Source organism: uncultured Olegusella sp. (genome assembly GCF_947253395.1).
In the GTDB taxonomy this organism is placed as follows: domain Bacteria; phylum Actinomycetota; class Coriobacteriia; order Coriobacteriales; family Atopobiaceae; genus Olegusella.
Genome location: NZ_CAMXYY010000001.1, coordinates 58,783 through 82,206, shown reverse-complemented (window position 1 = coordinate 82,206; position 23,424 = coordinate 58,783). Strand labels below are relative to the sequence as shown.

The 23,424-nt window shown below is 48.7% G+C and carries 21 protein-coding genes and 2 tRNA genes; 5 read left to right on the top strand and 18 right to left on the bottom strand.

Features of this window, described 5'->3' with window-relative positions; translation table 11 throughout:
• Positions 1–97 precede the first annotated feature (97 nt).
• The 3 genes from Q0X25_RS00370 to Q0X25_RS00360 form a co-directional block, all read right to left on the bottom strand.
• A tRNA-Pro gene (locus Q0X25_RS00370) sits at positions 98–174 on the bottom strand.
• Between the two features lie 312 nt (positions 175–486).
• Positions 487–1,389 (bottom strand): 4-(cytidine 5'-diphospho)-2-C-methyl-D-erythritol kinase, encoded by a 903-nt coding sequence (locus Q0X25_RS00365; RefSeq protein WP_298578240.1) that lies wholly within the window; start codon positions 1,387–1,389, stop codon positions 487–489.
• A gap of 2 nt (positions 1,390–1,391) precedes the next feature.
• On the bottom strand, positions 1,392–1,688 hold the full coding sequence (locus tag Q0X25_RS00360; RefSeq protein WP_298578244.1) for a Veg family protein: 297 nt from the start codon (positions 1,686–1,688) through the stop codon (positions 1,392–1,394).
• Positions 1,689–1,950: 262 nt separating this feature from the next.
• Between Q0X25_RS00360 and Q0X25_RS00355 the strand changes: the two genes are divergently transcribed.
• Positions 1,951–3,051, top strand: a complete 1,101-nt coding sequence (locus Q0X25_RS00355; RefSeq protein WP_298578238.1) for a Xaa-Pro peptidase family protein — start codon at positions 1,951–1,953, stop codon at positions 3,049–3,051.
• 157 nt (positions 3,052–3,208) lie between these two features.
• Here the strand turns inward: Q0X25_RS00355 and rdgB are convergent, their stop codons facing one another.
• Both rdgB and Q0X25_RS00345 read right to left on the bottom strand, forming a co-directional pair.
• Complete coding sequence (gene rdgB, locus Q0X25_RS00350; RefSeq protein ID WP_298578236.1) at positions 3,209–3,847, bottom strand: RdgB/HAM1 family non-canonical purine NTP pyrophosphatase; 639 nt, start codon at positions 3,845–3,847, stop codon at positions 3,209–3,211.
• A 136-nt stretch (positions 3,848–3,983) separates the two neighbouring features.
• Positions 3,984–4,059 (bottom strand) — tRNA-Val (locus Q0X25_RS00345).
• A 47-nt stretch (positions 4,060–4,106) separates the two neighbouring features.
• On the opposite strand from Q0X25_RS00345, the gene Q0X25_RS00340 reads away from it, so the two are divergent.
• The 3 genes from Q0X25_RS00340 to Q0X25_RS00330 all read left to right on the top strand — a co-directional run bounded on the left by Q0X25_RS00340 (position 4,107) and on the right by Q0X25_RS00330 (position 8,105).
• Entirely contained in the window at positions 4,107–5,690 is a 1,584-nt protein-coding gene (locus Q0X25_RS00340; protein WP_298578235.1) for a Mur ligase family protein, read from the top strand.
• 34 nt (positions 5,691–5,724) lie between these two features.
• The gene (locus Q0X25_RS00335) at positions 5,725–6,657 is read left to right on the top strand and encodes an HAD family hydrolase (protein ID WP_298578233.1); all 933 of its coding nucleotides are present in this window, start codon (positions 5,725–5,727) and stop codon (positions 6,655–6,657) included.
• A gap of 188 nt (positions 6,658–6,845) precedes the next feature.
• Complete coding sequence (locus Q0X25_RS00330; protein WP_298578231.1) at positions 6,846–8,105, top strand: 5-bromo-4-chloroindolyl phosphate hydrolysis family protein; 1,260 nt, start codon at positions 6,846–6,848, stop codon at positions 8,103–8,105.
• A gap of 124 nt (positions 8,106–8,229) precedes the next feature.
• Here Q0X25_RS00330 and Q0X25_RS00325 read toward each other — a convergent pair whose 3' ends face one another.
• The 12 genes from Q0X25_RS00325 to Q0X25_RS00270 form a co-directional block, all read right to left on the bottom strand.
• Positions 8,230–9,420, bottom strand: a complete 1,191-nt coding sequence (locus Q0X25_RS00325) for a toxic anion resistance protein (RefSeq protein ID WP_298578229.1) — start codon at positions 9,418–9,420, stop codon at positions 8,230–8,232.
• Positions 9,421–9,655: 235 nt separating this feature from the next.
• Positions 9,656–11,086 (bottom strand): MFS transporter, encoded by a 1,431-nt coding sequence (locus Q0X25_RS00320; RefSeq protein ID WP_298578227.1) that lies wholly within the window; start codon positions 11,084–11,086, stop codon positions 9,656–9,658.
• Position 11,087: 1 nt separating this feature from the next.
• On the bottom strand, positions 11,088–11,996 hold the full coding sequence (locus Q0X25_RS00315; protein ID WP_298578225.1) for a ribokinase: 909 nt from the start codon (positions 11,994–11,996) through the stop codon (positions 11,088–11,090).
• Positions 11,997–12,005: 9 nt separating this feature from the next.
• Entirely contained in the window at positions 12,006–13,196 is a 1,191-nt protein-coding gene (locus tag Q0X25_RS00310; RefSeq protein ID WP_298578223.1) for an iron-containing alcohol dehydrogenase, read from the bottom strand.
• Positions 13,186–13,854 carry an HAD family hydrolase gene (locus Q0X25_RS00305; protein ID WP_298578221.1) on the bottom strand — a complete coding sequence of 223 codons (669 nt, stop codon included), beginning with the start codon at positions 13,852–13,854 and terminating at the stop codon, positions 13,186–13,188. Before Q0X25_RS00305 ends, Q0X25_RS00310 begins: the two co-directional genes overlap by 11 nt.
• A gap of 22 nt (positions 13,855–13,876) precedes the next feature.
• Positions 13,877–14,857: a nucleoside hydrolase gene (locus Q0X25_RS00300; protein ID WP_298578219.1), complete on the bottom strand. Its 981-nt coding sequence runs from the start codon at positions 14,855–14,857 to the stop codon at positions 13,877–13,879.
• Between the two features lie 15 nt (positions 14,858–14,872).
• Positions 14,873–15,841, bottom strand: a complete 969-nt coding sequence (locus Q0X25_RS00295) for a carbohydrate kinase family protein (RefSeq protein WP_298578217.1) — start codon at positions 15,839–15,841, stop codon at positions 14,873–14,875.
• Positions 15,834–16,538, bottom strand: coding sequence for a phosphoribosylanthranilate isomerase (locus Q0X25_RS00290; RefSeq protein WP_298578215.1), 705 nt, complete (start codon positions 16,536–16,538; stop codon positions 15,834–15,836). Before Q0X25_RS00290 ends, Q0X25_RS00295 begins: the two co-directional genes overlap by 8 nt.
• Before the next feature lies 1 nt (position 16,539).
• Entirely contained in the window at positions 16,540–17,349 is an 810-nt protein-coding gene (locus Q0X25_RS00285) for an energy-coupling factor ABC transporter ATP-binding protein (protein ID WP_298578213.1), read from the bottom strand.
• Complete coding sequence (locus Q0X25_RS00280; RefSeq protein ID WP_298578211.1) at positions 17,346–18,188, bottom strand: energy-coupling factor ABC transporter ATP-binding protein; 843 nt, start codon at positions 18,186–18,188, stop codon at positions 17,346–17,348. The genes Q0X25_RS00285 and Q0X25_RS00280 overlap by 4 nt, the downstream gene beginning before the upstream one ends.
• Before the next feature lie 18 nt (positions 18,189–18,206).
• Entirely contained in the window at positions 18,207–19,004 is a 798-nt protein-coding gene (locus Q0X25_RS00275) for an energy-coupling factor transporter transmembrane component T (RefSeq protein ID WP_298578209.1), read from the bottom strand.
• Positions 19,005–19,091: 87 nt separating this feature from the next.
• Entirely contained in the window at positions 19,092–19,727 is a 636-nt protein-coding gene (locus tag Q0X25_RS00270; protein ID WP_298578207.1) for an ECF transporter S component, read from the bottom strand.
• A 276-nt stretch (positions 19,728–20,003) separates the two neighbouring features.
• On the opposite strand from Q0X25_RS00270, the gene Q0X25_RS00265 reads away from it, so the two are divergent.
• Entirely contained in the window at positions 20,004–21,890 is a 1,887-nt protein-coding gene (locus Q0X25_RS00265; protein ID WP_298578205.1) for a PfkB family carbohydrate kinase, read from the top strand.
• A gap of 140 nt (positions 21,891–22,030) precedes the next feature.
• Here the strand turns inward: Q0X25_RS00265 and Q0X25_RS00260 are convergent, their stop codons facing one another.
• Positions 22,031–23,245 carry an iron-containing alcohol dehydrogenase gene (locus Q0X25_RS00260; protein ID WP_298578203.1) on the bottom strand — a complete coding sequence of 405 codons (1,215 nt, stop codon included), beginning with the start codon at positions 23,243–23,245 and terminating at the stop codon, positions 22,031–22,033.
• Positions 23,246–23,424: the final 179 nt, after the last annotated feature.

Below are 23,424 nucleotides of genomic sequence, written 5' to 3'. Positions count from 1 at the left end.
GGGTGGTTTATTTCCCGCCGCGCTTTGCGCGCCGGGCGGGGTCACGACCCCTGAAAGAAAAAGGTCAGGGGAATTACACCCCTGACCTGCGATTTCATGGTCGGGACGACTGGATTCGAACCAGCGGCCTCACGGTCCCGAACCGTGCGCGCTACCAAACTGCGCCACGTCCCGACATAGTGCCATATGTCAACTCTCCGGAGGGCACGTCTCCGGTGTCTCCGAACGACCGCCTGCGAACTCCAGTCGACCGTCCATCGACGCCCTGCGAATCGGTTAAGCGGCAGCGCCGCAAACCCGTTCCGCGCGGGTTTTGTGGCCACGTTTGTGGCCACGCTGTGGCCCATTTGTGGCCAACAACACACCAACGAGCCGTTTACCTGCGACTCCTCGGCTTTGGGAATTAGGTAGTGAAACTACGTTCCCTAGCTCCCGAACCGAGCGCTCTACCAAGCAGAGCCACAACCCGTTTTGCGAAAAGGTATTTTAGCAGACTTCTACCTTGCGCGGGGCAGCAAAGCTGGTCGCATAGGACCACCACCCTCGTTTTTCCGCATCAACAGCAATTTGCAGCGCTGCCTCATGTGTCCTACAAGGCGCAAAAATGCAACTCCCCGACCCTGTCACCAGCGCCGTTATAACGCCTTCCTGCGCCAACAGCCACTTTTTTGCTACCGCATCTTCTGGTAAAAGCCGACACGCCACCGGATCCAAATTGTTGGCAAGCAGGGCCAACACCCGATTCATCTCCCCTGCCCGCAGCGCCACGCGCATACCCTCGAGATCCCCGCGCGCTGGTGGTTCGCGGTCAAAGTCCGCATAAGCCTCAAGCGTAGATACACCATCTTTAGGCTTCACTAATACCACGGGTTGCGCTGGCAAATCCGCATAGCTCTCTTGCAACACGTCTCCTGCACCAGCTAAATACGACGGCTGTGGATTCAAGAAAAACGGTACATCTGCGCCAATACGCCGTGCCACAGACACCACACGCGGATCGTCTACCGCAACACCCCAAAGTGCACAGAGTGCTCGCAGGGTGCCTCCTGCATCAGACGATGATCCGCCCAAACCAGCTCGCATAGGAATTTCTCGTCGAACATGCACGTCTACCAGCGGATCCACACCCAGTGCCTCAGCCAGCAAAAGTACTGCTTTTCCTACATTGCTTTGCTCGGCAGGCACGCCTACGCTAGGCTCCACAGCCACCGACAAAGTATTTGCCTGGCGCACACGCACTTCGTCATACAAAGCAAGCGCCGCCATTACCGAATCCGCGCGGTGATAGCGACGCTCATCTAACTCAGTATGCACACCCAAATATAAGTTGACCTTGGCTGGCGTAAATACCCTCACGCAACTCTCGTTCGTGCGCGCCAAGTCATCCATAGCTACTCTTCCTCAGAAAACATGTACTCCAAAAAGCGCTCGCCAGAAATTGGATCATACAACTCGACCGTTCCTGTTAACACATCAACATACTGATATGACTGACGAGCAGTACGACCACGGCGCTCTTCAACTTCAATCACAAAAAGCGAAGGGTGCACGTGTAGCAAGATGCCCGTACGCTCAATAATGCGCGAGCGTCCCATATTGGCACGCACGCGCAGGCGCTGCCCCTGCAATGTAGCAAGAGCTTCTTTGATATGATCAACCCGGTTTGCGGAAGGGATCTCGTTATCCACCATGCTCCTCCATCAACGAAGACAGCTGCCTTCGCATACTGTTGGCTATATACATGCAAATCAATATTTTACCGCGCCTTTAACATGTTCACGAAAAAGATGGACCGTAGACTGCCCAACATTCGATATCGCCGCATGAGCCATCCGCAGCGACCAATATCATGAGTCATCCACACCAACCAACATCATGGGGCATCTATAACAACCAACATCACCGCCGCGCTATACTCAGCCCAACAGATTTATATGCGAAAGGACAACTATGGATATGCTGCACGCAAAACGCATCACCGCAGTCAAGCAGAACCTCACTGCGATGAAGCTTTGCCAGACACTCATTTGTGACCCACTTTCCATCTGGTATCTCACGGGTTACTATACCGAGCCTTTCGAGCGCTTCTTGGCTCTCTATCTGGGTACAGACGAGCAGAACCAGCGGCCTGATACGCTTTTTTGCAACGTGCTCTTTCCCGATGCAAGCTCTTGCTTTGAGCACGTTATAACCTTCTCGGATACCGACAATCCCATCCCTTTAGTTGCTGCCACATGCGATTCCACCAACGCGCTCGGCATAGACAAAATGCTTACTGCCCGCTGGCTGTTACCACTCATCGATACCCAAGCAGCCGCTGGTTTTTGCCTTGCATCTGAAGCAGTCGATGCTGCACGCTCCCTTAAGGATGCCTCCGAGCAGAATCTCATGCGCGAAGCATCTCGTGTCAATGATGCGGCGATGTCATGGTTGGCGGCACAAGTGCGCCCTGGTGTTAGCGAGCGCCAAATTGCCGATGGTCTACTTGGAGAATATCGACGTCTCGGGGCTGAAGACCACTCGTTTGCACCCATCGTGAGCTTCGGTGCAAATGCTGCAGATCCTCACCATGAGCCAGACGATACGGTTTTTCAGACTGGCGATATGGTGCTTTTTGATGTGGGCTGCAAGCGCAATTGGTACTGCTCGGATATGACGCGTGTCTTTTTTACCACCACGCCCAGCGAGCGCCAATTGCTGGTATACAACACTGTGCGCCGCGCAAACGAAGCGGCAGCGGCCGTTGTCAAACCTGGCGTCACCTTTGCCGAAATTGACCTCACAGCACGTAAGGTTATCGAAGACGCTGGCTTTGGCCCCTATTTCACGCATCGTCTGGGCCATCAGATTGGCCTGCAGGATCACGAGCCGGGAGACGTTTCTGCATCTCACCACGAGCCAGTCCAAGTGGGCCAATGCTTCTCTATCGAGCCGGGCATTTATATTCCAGGCGAGATTGGTGTTCGCATAGAAGATTTGGTCATTGTCACTGAGGACGGTTGCGAAGTTATCAACCACTATCCACATGACGTGCAGGTGCTTGCAGTCTAGTTAAGCGCTTTTTTAAGCACCACGAGCGGATTTTCCAGCGTATCGAACCTGCCTCCTTTGCATTTTTTGCACGAAGACCCGAAGCGACGTGAAAAATCGCCACCAAAAACGTTGCCACCTCAGCTTGCAACGTTTTTTGGTAACGAAATGTTGCCACCTATAACTGCGAAGCCAGATGATCTAGTGCGCGCCGCCGGTGTGAAATAGCGTTTTTCTCGTCGGCTGTAAGCTCAGCCATAGTTTTGCCTGGCGTATCATCTGGGAAGAAGAGCGGATCATAACCAAAACCACCGTCACCACGTTCCTCATAACCCACCCAACCAGGACAATCACCATCGCCTGATAAAATCTGACGGCGACCATCATCGGCATCTCTCACCAAAACAACCGTTGAGTGAAAATGAGCACGCCTGTTTTCATCGGACACGTTTTCCAGTTCACGCAGCATCTTTGCATTGTTTGCTGCATCATCACCATGCACACCCGCCCAACGAGCCGAGTAAATACCAGGAGCTCCGCCGAGTGCATCCACACACAAACCCGAATCATCTGCCACAGCATACTCAAGGCCCGTCTCATCTAATGCCGCACGTGCCTTAATCATCGCGTTGTCAAAAAACGTATCTCCATCCTCAATAGGATCGGGAAAATCCCCCAAGTCTCCCAATGCCACAAAACGCATTCCCGGCATCATGGGCGAAAGAATTGCCTCTATCTCGGTCACCTTGTGCGCGTTTCCCGTCGCAACCACCACGGTTTTTGACAAAGGTAGCTCAGAAATACGAATGCATGCCATATTTGCCCTTCCAGATCTAACAGCGCCATAGCGCCGCAAATAACCAACCATTAGCAGGGTTCTGCACTGGCAGTCCACACAACAATCTGCCTACAAAAAACCCGAGACCGCAAAAGTCTCGGGCACACTAAGCATCTGGTGGGCGATGAGGGATTTGAACCCCCGACCTTGTGCGTGTAAAGCACCTGCGCTAGCCACTGCGCCAATCGCCCATAACCCACGTATCCGCGAGTGCTCACGAGAGTGTATCATGAGATGCATGAATACTACAGTGCTAAATATTGCCGAGTTACTAAAAACTCACGGACTCCTAACCGCGAGCACTCAGCTCTTTGGCCAAGAAAAGCAGGTCATTACTGGTGCAGACTGCGATTCTCGTGTTGTGAAAGCACATCATCTTTTCATTTGCAAAGGCTTAGCTTTCCGCGCAGCATATCTGACATCAGCCCTAAAAAAGGAAGCCGTCGCCTATCTTTGTGATGAAAGTCATGCCACGGAGCTGACAACTATCGCGCCAGGAGTTCCCGTACTTGTCACGACAGACAGCGGACTTCGCCGCGCAATGGCACTTGTTGCAGCAGAAGCTTGGGGACACCCTGACCGCAATTTGAACATTGTGGGTATCACGGGCACCAAAGGTAAATCAACCACTGCCTACATGTTGCGTTATATCCTTGACGCAGGCGCCGATGGCAAAGGTGAGCTGGGATCAACCGCATCAGTCATTGGCTCTATTGCCACCTATGATGGCGTGGTTAATGAAGAGAGCCACAACACCACGCCCGAGGCTCCCGACCTATGGCGTTACCTGCACAATGCTTTAACAACTCAGCACAACCCCCTAGTGATGGAGGTCTCAAGCCAAGCACTAAAATACGATCGTGTTGACGGATTGAATCTCGATATTGCCTGCTTCCTCAACATTGGTCGCGATCATATCTCCCCACTTGAGCACCCAGATTTTGAGGACTATTTTGCAAGCAAGCTGCGTATTTTTGAGCATGCAAAAACAGCAATCGTAGGGTTGGGAACTGATCATTTACCTGAGGTGCTCACTGCTGCTGCACCTTGCACCAAGCTTGTCAGCTTTGGCGTTGCCCACACAGACGCAGCCGCTCCCAGCGCTGCTGGCATCACCGCCGACATTTGGGCTGACCACATTACGTCAAGCGAAGGCACGGTAGATTTTGCTGTGCACACACCTGCCTGGACCGCAATTATGCATCTTGGCATGCCCGGCCTCTTTAATGTCGATAACGCTTTATGCGCAATTGCCGTAGCCCAACTGTTGGGCATCAGCCGCAATCAAATTCGTGCTGGCCTTGCCCGCTGTCGTGTACCGGGTCGCATGGAACTTTTGAACTCGCCTGACGCGCGCCACGTAGCTGCCATTGTTGACTATGCACACAACAAGCTTTCCTACCAGCGCTTCTTTGCTTCTGTAAGCAAAGAATTTCCTGGTCGTCGCATTATTGCAGTCTTTGGAGCACCGGGCGGAAAAGCTCAAGAACGCCGCCAAGAATTACCTCTTGAAGCGTCAAAATGGGCCGATGTTCTCATTTATACCGAAGAAGATCCCTCACATGAACGCGTTGAAGATATCAATGCGGCGCTGCTTGCGGCAACTCCAGCTACACAGCATGCCGAGTCGATTCCCAGTCGCCCTGATGCCATCGCCCGCGCAGTTGAGCTTGCTTATGCAGAAAAAGCACCTGCCCTGCTTTGCTTGCTCGCTAAAGGAGATGAGACCCGTCAACACGTAGGCGACGAATTTGTGCCCTGCGAGACCGACGAGACTCTTTTTTTACGTGCTATGCATGCACATCTAAGCCAACAATCCTAGTGCTACCGTCCGTTGTGTCCTAAAGGAGAAATGTATGCCAGCTCTGTCTCTGCCGACGTTCCCCTCTACTCCTGCCCTGCTTCCTGATTTTTTGCAAGAGCGCTTTGGACGCATCAAGCATATCTTTAGTGACACAGACGCCACCATGGTTACCCATGGTTCAGCGCTCTGTGACTCAGCAGGCAATCCATCTGTCGCACTACCGCAAGCTCTTGTTGCTTTGCAGCGTATGGGTATTGACGTAATCCCCTGCACTGGTCGCAGCCGCGCCATGATTCGCGAGGTTATACGCATGCTAGGGCTCCCCGGCTGGATTGGTGAGATGGGCGGCATTCTTTGCCTGCATGAAGGCACCACCAGCGATTGGCAGTACTTCACCGCAGACATGACCTTTGATCCTCGCTGCGGGAAAACCCCGCATGAGATCATCTTAGAGACAGGCATTGTTGAGCGCATGCAAAAGCGGTGGTTTGACTCTCTGGAACTCTACAATGACAACGGTATTGGCTACCAATATCGCGAGGTATCAGTCGCGTTCCGTGGTGCTGTGATGGAAGATGAAGTCCGCCAGATGATGGATGAGACGGGATTGCCTCTCTACCTTGCAGATAATGGCATGGTCACACGTATTACTGGTGATACCATCTTGCCTACCATTGCAGGGGAGCGCCTTGAAGACGTACATACCTACCACATTACGCCACGTGGACTCGACAAGGGTTCAGCTGTCGCGCGCTACATCGAACTGATGGGCTGGGATCCTGAGGAGTGCCTCGCCTGCGGCGACTCTCCAGCAGACTGCGAAATGGCAAAACAGGTAGGCACCTTTGTGCTCATGCGCAATGGCATCCATAATCCCAAATCACAAGCAGTGCTCGCAAATGCAACAAACGCTTTTGTATCTGCTCGCCCATCAACAGACGGCTGGTGTGATATGGCACATCTGCTCACCGCACTTCATTCATAGTCTGCGCCCTCCTAGCCAAGAAGAGCCTGCTTTTTGTTGGAGTTTTGCTTCTTTCATTTAACTTATGAGGTCATTTTCTGCTGGTTATGCTTAATAAGCTCAACTGCCATAAAATAAAAGCAACGCGTCATAGTGGCGCAACCAGTTCACTATTTACGCCAGCTTCGCTGACGACTCAAAGAGGGACTATGACCAACAAGCAGCCTTTCGATGAAGAAACGCCAACTTACGAAACGCCAGGCCCTGGCTATCCGCCTCCTCCCGATGTGCTTGATAGCCTCAATGACCTAGGCTCAACCGTTATGGGCAAGGTGAACGAAGCAGTCGAAGCGGCCGACTTTGCTGGCCTTTCGGCATCCGTTTCAAAGTCAATCAAATCTGCAAGTGCCTCATTTTCTCAAGCATTAGCAGGTCCTAGCCCCTACATAGTGCGTGCGCGCGGCAAAAAAACCACCGCTATGGCAAAAATGCTGGGCTTTGGCTACTTAACGTTTATGAATGGAGCGATGACTCTCGGCACAATGTTTAGCCTGCCAGAAGATCCCTTCATTGCAACCCTTTGTACCACGGCTGTTTTTGGTGGGCTTACGTATTTGTTTGGCAAGCTCACAAGAAACGCCCATCGCGAGCGTAAGCTCCTTCAATATCTTGAAAGACTTGCGCGTATTGCTAGTACGCGGCAAGCATTGACACTTGAAGAAATTGCCGTCCGGATGGGAAGCTCTATTCATGAAGTCACAAACATGGTGCAGGCAGGTATTTCTCAAGGCTATATCCCTCAGGGCCGTATTCGCCAGTCTCTTGATGGAAAAACCGTTTTATATTTGACCGACCACGCCTTTAAAGAAGCAGGCGGCATTGATTTGCCAAAAACCAAACAGAAGACTTCTGAGCGTATCGCTGCGCGTAACAAAACCGCAGCTCCTGCTCCTGAAGCTGTTGTTGAGAATGACACGAGTGATGCTACAGAGAGTGCAAGCAAAGCTCCTATCAATCCAAAAGTGGCCGATGCGGTAGCAAAAGGTAAGGATTATATTCAACGCATTCGTTTAGCGAATAACATCATCCAAGAAAAGGAGATGTCGGACAAACTGGATGTGCTTGAAGAAAATGTACGCCGTATTACCGCACGCGTTAATGAGCGTCCCGATACGGTCGACCAGCTCGCACAGTTCCTCAACTATTATTTGCCCACTACCGGCAAGCTTGTGGATGCCTATGCCGATCTCGACAAGCATGACGAGCATGGCCCTAATGCTGAGGCTACGCGCAGGGAAATAAAAACGACCCTTGATGTTATTAACGAGTCTTTCAATAAGCTTGCAGATGACCTGTTGCAGGATGCGGCATGGGATTTACAGGGCGACATGCATGTACTACGTACTATGTTGACCCAAGATGGTCTTGCTGATGACCACGGGCCCCGTGCTGATTCACGCCCTCTCTAGGGCTGCGGCAAGACCAAGCAGTTCAAACGGTTCAAGCAACAGAGAGCAATATACAAAGCTGGGCACTCAAAAGTGTCCAGCTTTGTCTTTCAGTGCAAAAGTCTATTGTTCTTGTGCCAAGAATCTAGTGTGAAGAAGCCTCAAGGAGCTTTTGCTTGAGCGCGCCTTCAATCTGGGCAAGCTCGGCCTCAGCAGCGATGCGCTTCTCATGACCTTCCTTCTGGATAGCCATAACCTCATCAAGTGTCGACATGAGCTGCTCATTGGTGTGGCGTAGTGTCTCGAGATCAACAATGCCTCGCTCGGACTCTTTGGCCGCTTCTACGGTAGCAACTTTGAGTTGGTCGGCATTATGCTTGAGCAGATCATTGGTCATCTCGGACACGGCACGCTGGGCCTGTGCCGCCTGAGTAGCATGCTGCACACCCAAAGCGATGACCATCTGGTTTTTCCACAAGGGAATAGTATTGACAATGGTGGATTGAATCTTTTCAGCCATGACAGCGTTTGAGTTTTGTACCAAACGAATCTGCGGGAAGGTCTGCAAGGCCACTTGGCGCGTCAGCTCCAAGTCGTAGACACGCTTCTCAAAACGGTCACACTGCTGCGCTAAATCACGCGCTGCCTGAGCATCTTCTGCCAGACCACTTGCCTGCGCCTTCGCCTGAGCTGCGGGCAAATCCTCCGTACGAACCTTTTCTAGCTTCTGCTTGCCTGCAAGCACATACATTGTTAGCTCTTTGAAGTAGGTGACATTGTAGTCATACATGTGATCAAGCTGATCGACATCTTTAAGCAGCTGTATCTGGTGCTTTTGCAGCTCGTTCGAGATGCGCTCCACATTATTTTCTACGGTGGCATAGCGAGCCTTGAGCTCCTGCACTTTGTTGCTCTGCTTTTTAAAAAAGCCTAAGAACCCTTTTTGGTCGGTCTCCTCAGGGTCAAAGCCCTTGAGATCAACGATGAGCTGGGTGATCTCGTTGCCCACACTTCCCAAGTCCTTGGTACGGACGGACTCCAGAGTACGATCAGAGAAGTCGGCCATCTTTTTCTGTGTGCCCACTCCATATTGCAAAATTGCGCCAGATTGAGCAAGGTCAATTTTGCCTGCAAACTCATCAACCTGTTTGCGCTCAGACTCAGACAGCATCGAGTCATCAACGTTAACGGTTGAAAGCGGTGTCACGGCAGGCGCCGGCTGACTCAGATCGGTGCCAAACTCAAGCGTAGGCACACCTGGTTTTGGAATTGTTGTCGAAGGAGCCTGACTCAGCTCATCGCCAAAATCAAGGATGGGGCTTTCGTCCACTGCCATATCGGAACCTTTCTCTGAGAGACTCAAAGCAAAAATCACGTGGATTGTGCTGGATACAGTATGCCCCGTTCGGCAACTTTTTTGCGCCTCAACTTGGTAGATGGGATACATTTTTAACGCTGGTGCCTGCCCGCGTGCCTCAGCATCCCTCGCAACAAAAACCAGCCGCACCCACAACGGATACGGCTGGCACCTGAGGAAAGATTCGACCTAACAGCACCTTATACACACCCCATCATTTTTCGTGCTGCTCTCTATAGATGGTCTTCTTTGCGAACAAAAAAATTATTAAAGCAGAAAAGACCAGCGCTGCACCCATGATAAATACATTTGCATAGGTAGATGCAGATCCTTTTGCAATACCAAATAGACTTCCATTGGACATTGCATTATTTGCAATAAGACGTCCAAAGAAAGCAACACCTATCGAACCTGAAATTGCTTGAATCATCCCATTAAAACCCAGTGCACGACCAGATTCTTCAGGTTCCACTGTTAGTGCAGCGGTATCAACTACTGGTTGATAGAAAAAAGAAGTTCCAAAGTAGTAAACACACGGCGCTATCGCAAGAGTCCAAGTCTGTCCATAAGGAATGGCAAACGCAACAGCAATCAGTCCGGTCGCCATGCATGCAAGGGCAAACAAAATAGATTTATCTCGACCCATCCAGTTAATAATAGGGCCAGCAACGAAGCCAATCATGGCAGCAAGTAATATTGACCACACAAGATTATTGGAAACCACAGCTGAATTAACGCCAAAAACAGCAAGGCCAATTCCGTTTACTCCAGGCGTAATGGTATAACTGAAGAGATATCCGACAAACGTAACGAGATTAATGAGAACAAACGGAGCGCTTGTAAGCATCTTGGGCGATACGAATGGATCCTTTGCACGTGAGATATAAACAATAAAAACTATAGTTGTAAGAAGAGCAAGCACACCAAGAACAGCAGTCCAGCTTGTAAAGAACATTGTGATGGCACCAGCCATTAGGCCTACAAGTACAAAGCCAATAACATCAATACGGTATCCACCAAGATGCTCATCAGGCAAACTGTGCAACAAAAGAGGGATGGCAAGAACCTCAACCATTCCAATTGCCAGCAAGATGCGCCAATTAATCAAAGTGAGATACCCGGCTAAAAATACTCCTGCCGCTGCGGAAAAGCGGAAAACCGCAACGAAGATGCCGTACCATGCAACACGTTCGTGTTCCTTGGTGTATTTAGAAACAAGGATGAGAAAAACCGTCCCTGAAGCCTGCCAGCCCGCTGTCTGTAGCGCTCGTCCAACAATGACTCCCCATATGCCAAAAAATTCAATACATCCGCATGCTGAACCTATAACAAATGCAATAGTACCCAGCACCATCATCTTCTTTAGTGATACAAAATCCCCCAGAGCACCGTAGACGATGCTTGTGATGCCAAGCACGATGCCTGGAATTGATGTGATGAGAGATGCTAAACTGGGCTGACCCAACTGGTCACCTATGTTGACATACACCATCCCAACAGCCTGTTGCATGAACACGCCAAGTGTGTAGATGCAAAGTACCAGTGGTATCGCAACCCGTGCCATCTTATATTTTTCTTCAAATTCAGCTGTCCCTTCTTTAGGAACAGGAATTCCACTCGGCTTGGTTCTTGTTGCTTCTGCCATGCTATTGTGCAACTTTCCTCAAAAATTCTTCAACTTCAGCACGATTAGGTATCGAGGGAGCTGCACCCTGCCTCGTAACTGCAATTGCAGATGCTGCAGCAGCATTTCGCATTGACTGAGCAGGAGCATCCCCTCGCATTAAACCTGCTAGAAGATATCCAGTGAACGTATCCCCTGCACCCGTCGTATCAACCGTATCCACTGCAAAGGCATCTTGATACGTTTCAGTATCGTCACTCAAATATATTGACCCTTTACGACCTAACGTGAGGACCACCGTTGCGTGGGGTAAGCGCTGCCTTATCGCTTGTGCAAGGGCCACTGGATCCAGGCCAGGATCAACTTCCGCGATAGCGGCTGCCTCAATTTCGTTTAGCACAAGCAAACTAACGCCCGAGAGATCATAGCTAAGTAGTTCGGGAGTTACGGGAGAAGGATTTAGAATTAGCCTCAGCCCATTACGACTGGCAGAGCCCATAATGTAGTCGAGACAGCTAATCTCATTTTGCAAAAGAATCCAATCCCCTTGTTCCATGTGGGAAAGAACTTCATCAACATAAGCTTCTTCAATTGCTTGATTCGCTCCACCATAAAGCAAGATACAATTCTCACCCGACGGATCTGTCTGAATGATGGCATTGCCTGAGCGGACTGTGTCGCTAATGTGCAACAACTCCGTGTTAACTCCTCCATATTGAAGAAGCTCTACTAAAAACCTGCCATCTTCTCCTACCATGCCAGCATGTTTCACTGGTGCCCCTGCCTTAGCAAGCGCAAGCGATTGATTGAGGCCCTTTCCTCCTGCGTTCACAGCGAGGCTAGTCGAAGCAAGGGTTTCTCCTGCAGTAACGAAATGATCTACTGCATAGGTGTAATCGATATTAAGAGAGCCAAAGTTAAGAATTGCCATAATGCACTCCTACTCTGTCAATAAACCAGCGGCCATATAGAAAATATGGCGACAATCACTACGATTAAGACGGGCGATTGACCCAATAGCAAGGTCAGAGCCAAAGAAAGAAATGTTATCAAGCAGACGCTCAATATCGTTAGAGGGGATATTGGCTTCAGCAAAACTGGTAGGCATCGCCAGCTTATGAAAGAACAATTCAACTGCCTTAATACCAGCCAATACTGCGACTTGATCATCATCTTCATCAACTAAGAAAACTTCGCGAGCAAAGCGAGCAAAGCGTACAGGGTTATATGGCCACGCCTCACGCATCCATGAACTCATAATTACAGAGAGCGAAGCGCCGTGTGGCGTATCATAGATTGCGCTCAGTTCGTTTCCAAGAACATGACATGACCAGTCTTGGTCGCGCCCAACACCGAGCGTATTATTCTGCGCTATGGTTGCAGTCCACATCAGCTCTGCGCGTACATCGTAATCACTTGGGTTGTCTGCGAGCCGAGCTGCATTGCTGATGATAGAACGAAGGGCGGCTTCTGCCATGCAATCTATCACCCCAAAATCACTGGTGGGCGTGAAGTAGCGTTCACATATGTGCGAAAACATATCTACTATTCCGCAACATGTTGCAAACCAAGGTAACGACACCGTAAGTGACGGATCCATAAACGCAAGCGCGGGACGAATAATGGGCAGGCTCAATGTAAGCTTGAGTTGCTCATCTGAATTATTAATTACTGTAACTTGGCTAGATTCACTACCAGAAGCAGGATTTGTAAGAACACTTGCCACGGGAAGGGTTGTGTTGGGAACATATTTACCCGTAAAAAAATCCCAAACATCATGTTCTGTAGGTACGCCTATAGCAATGGCTTTTGCAGAGTCAATAACACTTCCGCCGCCAATAGCTACTACAGCGTCTACATGTTCAGACTGTCCAATCTTCACCCCTTTTCTTACAAGATTAAGTCGAGGATTGGGCTGTACGCCACCAAGTTCAACCCAACTAATTCCTGCATGCAAGAGACTGGTTCTGACCGTATTGAGCAAATTGCTTTCTTCTAGGTAGCTGCCACCGTCATGATGTACGAGTACTTTATGTACACCTAGAACTGCGAGTTCATCTCCAAGCTTATCCGTCGCATTATGCCCAAAAATAAACTTCGTACCTATACATATGCTGAAATCAGCAATCATTTTTCGCTCCCATCAAATGACTTTCAATCTGCTTAATGTCATCTGCTAAAAAAGTAGGCGCTTGCTGTCTGAGTTTATTAACATCCCCATCACCATAAGTGACTCCGATACAGTCGATCTCACACTCGTGAGCTGCAGCGATATCGCTCCAACTATCCCCAACATAAACTGGCCTTAAGCAGGGCCAGTCATCCATAAAAGACTGAATCAATTCCGCTTTGGAGTGTACAACCCCATTTCCCTCATCGGTGCTGCTAAAGCCATCAAACAGTCGCGCCCACTTTTTCTTTATGAGAATTCGCTTAAGCGCAGGAAGAGGTTTGTTTGTAATTACCGCCTGTTTCACGCCTAGATGGCGTAGCGAATCAATCAGTTCTTCAATTCCTGGATAAAGGTTTGTGTGTTCAAAATCATTAAGGCGTCTATAGTGGTCGCTCACATCTCTTTCGAAGCACTCGCACAGAAAAAAAGGTGGTTGCGGATCAAGATGCAAGAAAATTTCCGACACTGGCAGGGCTAGGTTAGCGCCGTTCGCTTCAAAGCTTGCCGCAAAAGCGGAGTTACAACGTGCAGCTGCATACCGCAAAGAGACCCATACATCTTTACTGGTGTCTGCCAGTGTTCCATCGAAGTCCCACAGCACTAGACCATAGCCCATATATCTTACTTTCTAAATATGCTTATCGATACTTTGCTAAAGTGGAGCAAACTAACTCGAGATAGGCGTTGTAGTCGAGCTCGAGAGCGCCTTCTGCATTGGGTTTTTCACCACGAAACGCCATCTGAGCATCACGTTCGAGATCAACAGTAGGGTTGACGCCTCTTAGATGCCGGTAATCACAAACCGTCATGCCGCGGGTATATTTACCATTGAGTTCGATATCTATATGCATGGGCGCAGATTTAATTAAAGAGGGTTCTATCTCCCAAGCAACAGCACAGGCGTCATGCATACATGCAAGTGCAGGCTCGTTCTCACGCAAGTTAGAACTGATGAAGAAATCCGTTAAGTCCGCAGCAAACGCTGCTGCCTTTGTCCCTATGGAACGGAAACGTTTCACGGTCTCGGGCGTAAATCCACATTGACGAGTAAGATTGAGGCCCGTCATTTTTACGTGAATACCACTTTCAAAAACTCGAGCAGCCGCTTCTGGATCAACAAAAATATTAAATTCTGATGCTGAAGTCCAGTTACCAAAAGTCACCGAACCACCCATTATGCAAATCTCTTTGGCTCTCTCTACAATACGCGGCTCTCGATTGATTGCTGATGCAATATTTGTTAAAGGACCAGTGGCGATAAGCGTAACATCGTCAGTTGACATAACGGTATCGACTATGAAGTCAACTGCATGTTTTTCTTGAGCCTTATGAACGGGTTCATCAACAACAGGACCGTCCAATCCGCTTTCACCATGGAAGTTGGGTGCTGTAACAAGGGGTGCAACCATGGGACATGAATGACCAGGGTAAACACCAATTTTATCTGCAGCATCAATCATCTCAAGTACTACGAGCGCGTTGCGTGTAACGTTTGCAAGCGGGCTGTTTCCTCCAATAGTGGTGATTCCCAGCACGTCAAGATGTTGAACTGCAAGCATAATGGCAAATGCATCATCATGCCCTGGATCACAATCGAGAATGACCTTCTTTTTATCCATGAGAATTTCCTTCTTTTATAGAGATGAATGGGTCTTGATAAATTCCTCAAGCTCCCTCGTATTGGGCGTAGTGCGCGCACCTTTATGGGCTACAGCAAAACCTGAAACAGCATTGCCATATTGCAAGGCTTCTGCAAGCGAATGGCCAGAAAGCATAGCGTAGATATAGCCTGCGTTATAGTCATCCCCTGCCCCGACCGTATCTTCAACCACTACCTTAAAGGCGGGTAGCTCTAGACACTGAGCATCCGTAAAAGCCATGCATCCACGGCTTCCATCACGAGCGATAACCGTTCTATTTTGATTGGAAAGAGCGCGGGCATTATCTTTCCAAGACCCATCCCCAAGATAGGTGTATTCATCAGGACCAGATCCTAATAAATGTGTCACAAAGGGCAATATTTCCTGCAAGGCAGCTGAATAGTCGGGATCAAGCACACCATCATCTACGCGCAAATTGAGATCAAACGACGTAGGGACGCCAGCAGCATATGCTTCCTTGAAAACTCTAGTAATTGTGGAGCGTGCACTCGTATCATATACAAGCGACATTCCTGAAGAGTGGACCCACGCAGCATTACGTGCACGCCTAAAGAGCTCCTCAGATTCATCAATCACCTTGAATGACTGGTTTTCTCGAGGCCAACCCCATAGGTATCGTTCGCCTCGCTCATCCACAAAAGCGAACACACCAACTGTATTGAGGTCACTACGGACCGAAAGCAGTGAAACATCTACGCCCGCTTCTGCTAAATCCGCTAGAGCAAAACGACCATATGAATCGTCTCCAACGGTGCCCACAAATGTACAGTGAACCCCTAACACACCCAAAGCATGAGCCGTATTTGATGCGGTGCCACCACCAACCATAACGGGATTGCGAAATTCAACCAGTGTACGATCCTCATTTTTGAAGCTCGGATAATGCACAATAATGTCCACGTTCGCATCACCAATGACAATGACTTCACCATGTCTAGGCATTTTGTACCGCCCGGACAAATGCTTCTATCTTTGCAGGATCCTTGCAACCACCGTCAGGGTTTGTCCTTCCATCGGTATAGTTTGTCCAACTAAATGAATCGACACCATATGGATGCGCCACATGAATAGCTTCTGCTACATTTTCTGGGGTTAATCCACCAGCAATAATGCACGGAACATCGGTGGATTCAACAATTGCTTTGTCGATGGCTTGATCATGCGTTAAGCCTGTAGCGCCAATATCTCCTGCAGAAGGCGCTTTGGTATCAATTAAAAAATAGTCTGCGACAGCCTCATAATCTCGCACATATTCAAGCACCTTTTGATCTTTCAGAGGCACCCCTGCAAGAACGGGAATTGCTTGCATAATCTTTAAGTTTGGAAAACGACGGCGCAGCTCAGCAACCTGATCGGGACTAATGCCGTCAATATCGCCAGAGAGATGGAATACCTCAGGCTCAACTTCATGAAGATTTTCGCTGATTTCATCCAAATCCGTGGCAACAGTAAGTCCCACTTTTACCGCCTCGGGAACAACACCCTCAAAAATCGTTTTTGCAGCTTCGCAGGTCAGCTGTCCTGGAGTTCTTAGTATCTTTCCATATGAAACGCCAATGTGATGACAGCCAGCATTAATAACCATATTTGCATCGCCAACAGTACGAATGCCGTAGATTTGAATTTTTACATCAGCCATGTTATTTTGCCCTTTCCTTACGAAACTCTTCTACCAGTTCATCAAGCGTCAGCACGGTCTTTTTAAAGCCCAAAGCTTGTCCAATACGTGTAATGGGAGGGGGAACAACAAAAGATTCTTTTAATGTGTCGACCTGACTAAATACTTCGCGTGTCGGCCCATCAAGAAGCTTGTGTCCATGACACATCACAATGACACGATCAAAACAGCGAACTACAAATTTCATATCATGGGAAATGGTCACGCACATTTTCCCTTGGTTGTGGAGAACTTCAATGATATGAGCGAGGCGATCGTTGCCCACCACATCCTGACCCATCGTAGGTTCGTCAAAAATGAGAACCTCGGGATCCATCATGACAATCGAGCCAATCGCACAAAACTTTTTTTCAGTCTGCGTAAGGTCAAATGGATTCACATCAAGCTTGTCAGATAGACCAACAAGTTCAGCTACTTCTACCAGAAGCTGCTCAATGCGTTCAGTTCGCATTCCAATCTGCTTGGCACCAAACTGAAACTCGTCTCTTACGCTATCCAAAAAGAGTTGATCGTCGGGGTTTTGATAGACGTAACCCACACGAGCAGCCCATTCTGGTGTACTCTTGGCCTCAATATCAACGCCATCAAGCAGAACTTTACCTGCCGTTGGGCGCAAAATTCCATTGAAGTGCTTAACAATAGTTGTTTTACCAGCTCCATTTTGTCCAATGATTGCTACACGCTCATTGTTATCCAAGGTAAAAGAGACCCCATCGAGTGCCTTTTCACCCGTAGGGTATATATGCTCAAGATTTTGGATTTCTATTTTCATGAGTGAATCGCCTCCTTTACCAATTCAACAGTCGACTCTTCAGTTACTGGCAGACGATCAACCTTTACGCCTACTTCTTTCAGTGCGAGTGCAATTTTGAGGAAATCAGGAGGTTCTACGCCGTGTTCACAAAGATTAGGCTGAGAAAACACCTCGTCGGGAGTGCCTTGTGCAACAATCTCACCGCGATCGAGTACGATTACGCGATCGGCACAACGTGCCACCCTTTCCATGTCGTGGTCTGCCATGACCACTGTCATACCATCTGCATTAAGATTTTTGACAATGTCAAAAATCTCCTCACTACCCATAGGATCAAGCTGGGTAGTGCATTCGTCTAATACCACAATTTCGGGCTCCATAATGAGGGAAGATCCAAGTGCAACGCGCTGCACCTGCCCCCCTGAAAGTTCCAGTGGGTTCTTATCAATAATGTGATCTATGCGCATTACCCTTGCGATTCGATCAACACGCTCAACCATCTCCTCGCGAGGCACTCCATGATTGCAAAGCCCATATGCAAGCTCTTCTGCCACGGTGCCTGCAGTGTATGAAAGCTGGTTGAAAGGATTCTGAAATACAAGACCAATCATTGTTGAAAGTTCAGAAATTGAAGTCTGCTGTGTATTATGCCCCTCGATAAGGATGCGTCCGTGCAAATTACCTACAAAATACTGCGGAACAAGCCCCACCAGCGCACTTGCAAGCGTCGACTTTCCTGATCCGTTCTGACCAATGACACAGACAAACTCGCCCTTTTTAATAGCAAAATCAAGGTGCTTAAGTGCATATTTTTTTGTCTGGCGGTACTTGAACGAAAAGTCTTCGACGCGAATCACTTCCTCTACCATATTTACCTAACCAATCGCTATGATTCCAACACCATTGAGCACTGCCAGCACAACTGCCACAACAAACATAGCTACTGCACCAAAAAGGATTGCCTTATCTGTGGGTGTGTTTGTGTTAGTAACGAGACTGGTGTGTTTGTTTTCTTTTAAGCCAAATCCATGCGTCTCAAGAGTCATTCCACGTTCCTGAGCATCCGTCAATGAAGAAAGGACAACTGGCCCCAATAGTGGAATAAATGCCTTAAAACGCTCCAGGGCAGATCCTCCTGTGCTTAATCCACGAGCACTCTGTGCTTCACGAATACCGTGCATGCGACGATGCATTTGAGGCACAACATTTAGGGTCGCAAGTGTTAAATAGCCAGCTTTAGGGGACATACCAATATCGTTCAGAGCAGCAACCAGTCTTCCGATATAGGTTGTTTGATTCAAAATATAAAGACCTGCAAGAAATGTAAGAAGGGTGCCAACGATATGGAGCATATTCAAAACACCCTCAAGCCCAAGTTTTGCAAACCCGCAGTCGAGGATATACGTCTGGTTGAGAGGACTATAAAACCCTTGAATAAAAAGCAACATGAGTGTGATGGGGATACCAAACGAAAAGATAATCTTAGTAAAAGGTCTCAAAATATTGCCCTTTGCAGCAACAATGAAATATAAGGCAGTAAAGACAAAGCCCAGCCAAGGAATTGGAAGGATCAAGGCTGTTAGCCCTACAAACAGCGCAACACCTGCCTTGGTAATCGGATTCATGCGTCCAATTGGCGTCTCAAGAATATGCTCATCATTAGCACCAACCATAGCGGACACCTCTTTTCTATCTATCTTCAAACAAAAAGGGAGTTCATCCGCCCAAGACGTAATGAACTCCCCGTAGTCTTTTCGTGTTTACTCGATTACATCATCCTCAGCATCATCGACTGCATCAGAGGCGTACTGGCTGATGAAACGACGAGGGATCTTCTTAACAACAAGGTAAGCAATAAACAGGGCAATACCCTTATCAATAAAGTTTTCAATAATTGCTGAGGTAAAGGCAGCTGCAAGAATATCCCCAAGTGCAACAACTAGGCCAGCGGTCATAACAGAAGTGCCAGTCGCGCCAGTTGCACCACCAAAGAGGAAGGTAGTAATCATCGAAGCGGAAATTGCATTGACGACTGTGAGCGCAATCCAAATCAGCACAAATCCCCACTTGGTCTTGAGCATGCCAGCTTTAACCATATAGCCAACAGTCAAGCCGCAAAGAATGCTAACTACCGAGTACGGAAGATATACAGGATTGGCAATAAGCGAAAGGAATACATTGGTAAGGAAGCCTGTAAGCGCAGCAACCCATGGACCACTTAGGCTTGCAACAATGACTGTTCCGATCATATCTAGGAAAAGGGGCAGCTTCAGCACAGAGCATAAGGTGCCACCAACAAGGTTAATTCCCACAGCAATGGGAATTAACACGAGGGACTTTGTAGAAAATTGAGCCTTTATGCCCTCAAAAAAGCCCATCTTCTTTCCAGCTGCCATTAGTCTTCCTTTCACTTGCTGATACCTGACCAGATACAACTATCGGGTTACGGGAAAATCTAGCGTTTCAGTGAGAATGTTTTCTCTATTTGTTTTCCCACTTTGAGAGTAGGTCTCTATCGTTACGAATGAGTCCATTGGTCTGTAAATGGTTGATTTTCATCGGTAATTGACATTCATACCGCATTTATTACCAACAGCTCGAAAGGAGAATGGGAGAAAGTTTTCGTTACGGTATTATTGCTATACACAGCTTTTTTGGGAGATGACACGCAGATGGACATCAAAGGGATTGCTGAACTTGCAGGTGTCTCGCCTGCAACAGTTTCAAAAGTGATTAATCGTAAGGATGACAGGATTAGCGACCGAACGCGAGAGCGCGTACTAGATACGGTCAGACGATATCATTACTCCCCATACGGTTCTGCCAGCTCTCCTCGTACTGATTGGCAAATTGCCGTATTGCTTCGAGCACCAGTTGTATCCGACTCAACCCTCGATGGAATTATCCGAGCAGTTCAAGAACGTGGTTTTGCTTCGATTGTCTTTGATAGCTTCTTTGATCCAGCACAAGAAGAAGCAAATATCGAGGCGATACGGCAGGCAGGATGTGCCGGCATCATCTGGGAACCAACCACAGAAGAAAGTATGAATCAGCTTCCTCGCCTTAAACAACTTGGAGTTCCTATTATCACTACGGGCATATTTGGGGGAGACAGCTCTTTGCTAAAGCCTTATTTTGAGGCTTCTTACCGTATGACAGAAAAGCTAATTCACCTAGGCCACACTAATATTGGTTGTCTTTACGCACATGGAAGAAGGACCGAAGACTTTCTCGCCGGCTATCGTAACTGCCTATTTGATCATGATATTCCTTACCGAAAAGACCTCGTCTTCGATGAATTAGGTGCGAAATCTGCAATGGCAGTCACTAAGGGAGACCTCACAGCAGTAGTATCGTCCCACTACCATCGCGCTGTTGAATTTTCAAATCTGATGGAGACTCTTCACTTCAGAATTCCTACTGATGTTTCGCTAATATCTCTGAAAAACGATACCTCTGCTTCCAAAGTACATTTGAGGGCAACCAATATATCCACCTACACAATCAACAACTCGGACTTCGGTACCTATATTGGTAGGCGACTCATTTCTTCTATTGAAGGTACAGAAGCGCCTCCTTCCTTCGTTCAAGATTTTCACCTTGACAACGAGTCAACTATTGCAGTGCCCCCATCAGCAGGAACCAAGAGCGTAGTTGTTGTAGGTAGTCTTCATATGGATAACTATCTCCGAGTGCCCGAGTTGCCCAGCAGCGGTATCACCATGAGCTCAGATGCTCCCCGATCTTACCTTGGTGGTAAGGGTGCTAATGAAGCAGTAGGGGTCACCAAGCTTGGACATCGTGTTTCCATGATTGGCAATGTTGGAGCAGACTATGATGGAAATCTTTTCTTTCATGAGTTTGAGCGCTGGGGTATCAATGATTCGGGTGTAAGACGCGTTGAAAATCAGGAGACGGGCAAATCTTTTATTTTCTTGGACTCCAAAGGCAGGTCGATGATAACAATTGTCTCGGGAGCTAATGCCACACTGACAGCCGAAGAAGTCCACAAACGCGCAGCACTGTTTGATGATGCAGCATGCTGTCTCATGCAGACAGAAATACCACTTGATGCCGTTGAAGCTGCTTGTCTCGAGGCTAAAGAACGGGGTCTTCTGACAATACTCAAACCATCTGCATGTGGACCACTACCCAAAAATCTACTTAGTCTTATTGATTACCTTGTCCCCGATGAAGGAGAGTTGGGTGAACTTCTGCCTGATGCAGGTAGTGTGGATGAAAAGGCTGCAAGGTTGGTTGCCGCAGGAGTAAACACTGTCATTGTCACGCTTGGTGCTCGCGGATGCTATGTAAGAACGAATAGCTCTGGCAAGTTATATACAACGCAAGAGAGAGCTGCGGTTGATGATGCAGGAGCGGGAGACGCGTTCATCAGTGCGCTGACCTCATATTTACTCTATGGATATTCCCTTGATAAGGCTGTCCGTATTGCAAATTATGCAGCGGGACTCAGCGTGATGCGCCATGGAGTAATTCCATCATTGATTGACCGTTTTGCTCTTGAAGCTGCAATTGCAGGTGGAGAACTAGAAGACTAGCAAGTGCAAAGCTCTGCTTTTTAGCTTCAGACTAATCCGCGGTACTCCCCTTTCTCGCAACAAAAACCAGCCGCACCCACAACGGATACGGCTGGCACAATTACGCGAAACTTCGCGCATCACACAACATGACGAGTGGCTTAGAACTCCACAGGCTGGTCGTAGTAGACACACTTGAGGAGCTGTTCCATCTCCTCCTGGGACGGCTGACGGGGGTTGGAGCCAGTGCAAGCATCGCCGATTGCGTTTTTGGCAACCTCGGGGAGTTTCTCAAGGAACTCGTTCTCGTCGATGATGGAGGTCTCAGCCTTGACGCCACCCTGGCCGTAGTTCTTGATGGCCTGGGGAATGTCGAGCTTGTCATTCAGGTCACGGATGTACTGCACGAGAGCGGCAACGAGCTCTTCGTTGGTCTCACCCTTAAGGTGCAGAATCTCCTTTGCCACAAATGCATAACGCTCAGCAGCGCGCTCGTCCTTGGCATTGAACTGGATAACCTTGCCAAGATACATTGCATTTGCGCAACCATGGATGATGTGGCCACCAGAGAAAGCAGCGCCAGTCTTGTGAGCCATGGAGTGAACGATGCCAAGCAGACCAGAGGAGAATGCGATACCTGCAATGCACTGGGCGTCGTGCATGTGCTGACGTGCTTCCTTGTCACCCGTGTAAGAGACAGGCAGCCAGCTGGTGATCTCACGGATACCGTGCAGAGCGTTGCCGTCAGTGTAACAAGAAGCGACGGTAGAAACGTAGGCCTCAATGCAGTGGGTCAGAGCGTCCATGCCGGTGTGTGCACAAAGCTTTGCAGGCATGCTGTAGGTGAGCTCAGGGTCAACAATTGCGACATCGGGGGTAATCTCGAAGTCAGCGATGGGATACTTAATGCCCTTATGGTAGTCGGTAATGATCGAGAATGCGGTAACCTCGGTCGCGGTACCAGACGTGGAGCTAATTGCACAGAAGTGAGCCTTGGTGCGCAGAGTAGGTAGACCAAAGATCTTGCACATATCCTCAAAGGTGCACTCGGGATACTCGTACTTGATCCACATTGCCTTTGCTGCATCGATGGGGCTACCGCCGCCAACAGCGATGATCCAGTCGGGGCCAAACTCGGACATAGCCGCAGCGCCCTTCATCACGGTCTCGACAGAGGGATCAGACTCGACACCCTCGAAGAAAGCGACCTCAAAGCCAGCCTCTTTAAGGTCGGCCTCGATGTCCTGCAGGAAGCCACCACGACGCATGGAGCCACCACCAGAGACGATCATTGCCTTAGAACCCTTGAAGTTCTTGACCTCGTGACGAGCGCCCTCGCCAAAGTAAAGGTCGCGGGGATTCGTAAACCTACCCATTGTTGTTCCTCTCCTTTTGGCCGCATGCAACGCGGCAAATATACTTGCAATCCATATCAATTTTGCTACGGATTGTTTTGCGGAAACCCATAAGTCCGCATGTACTTATAGTTTAGCTTGTTCCTGATATTTTCAGAATCATTGCATAATTTTGCTCGTTTACAGAATAATATACTTTT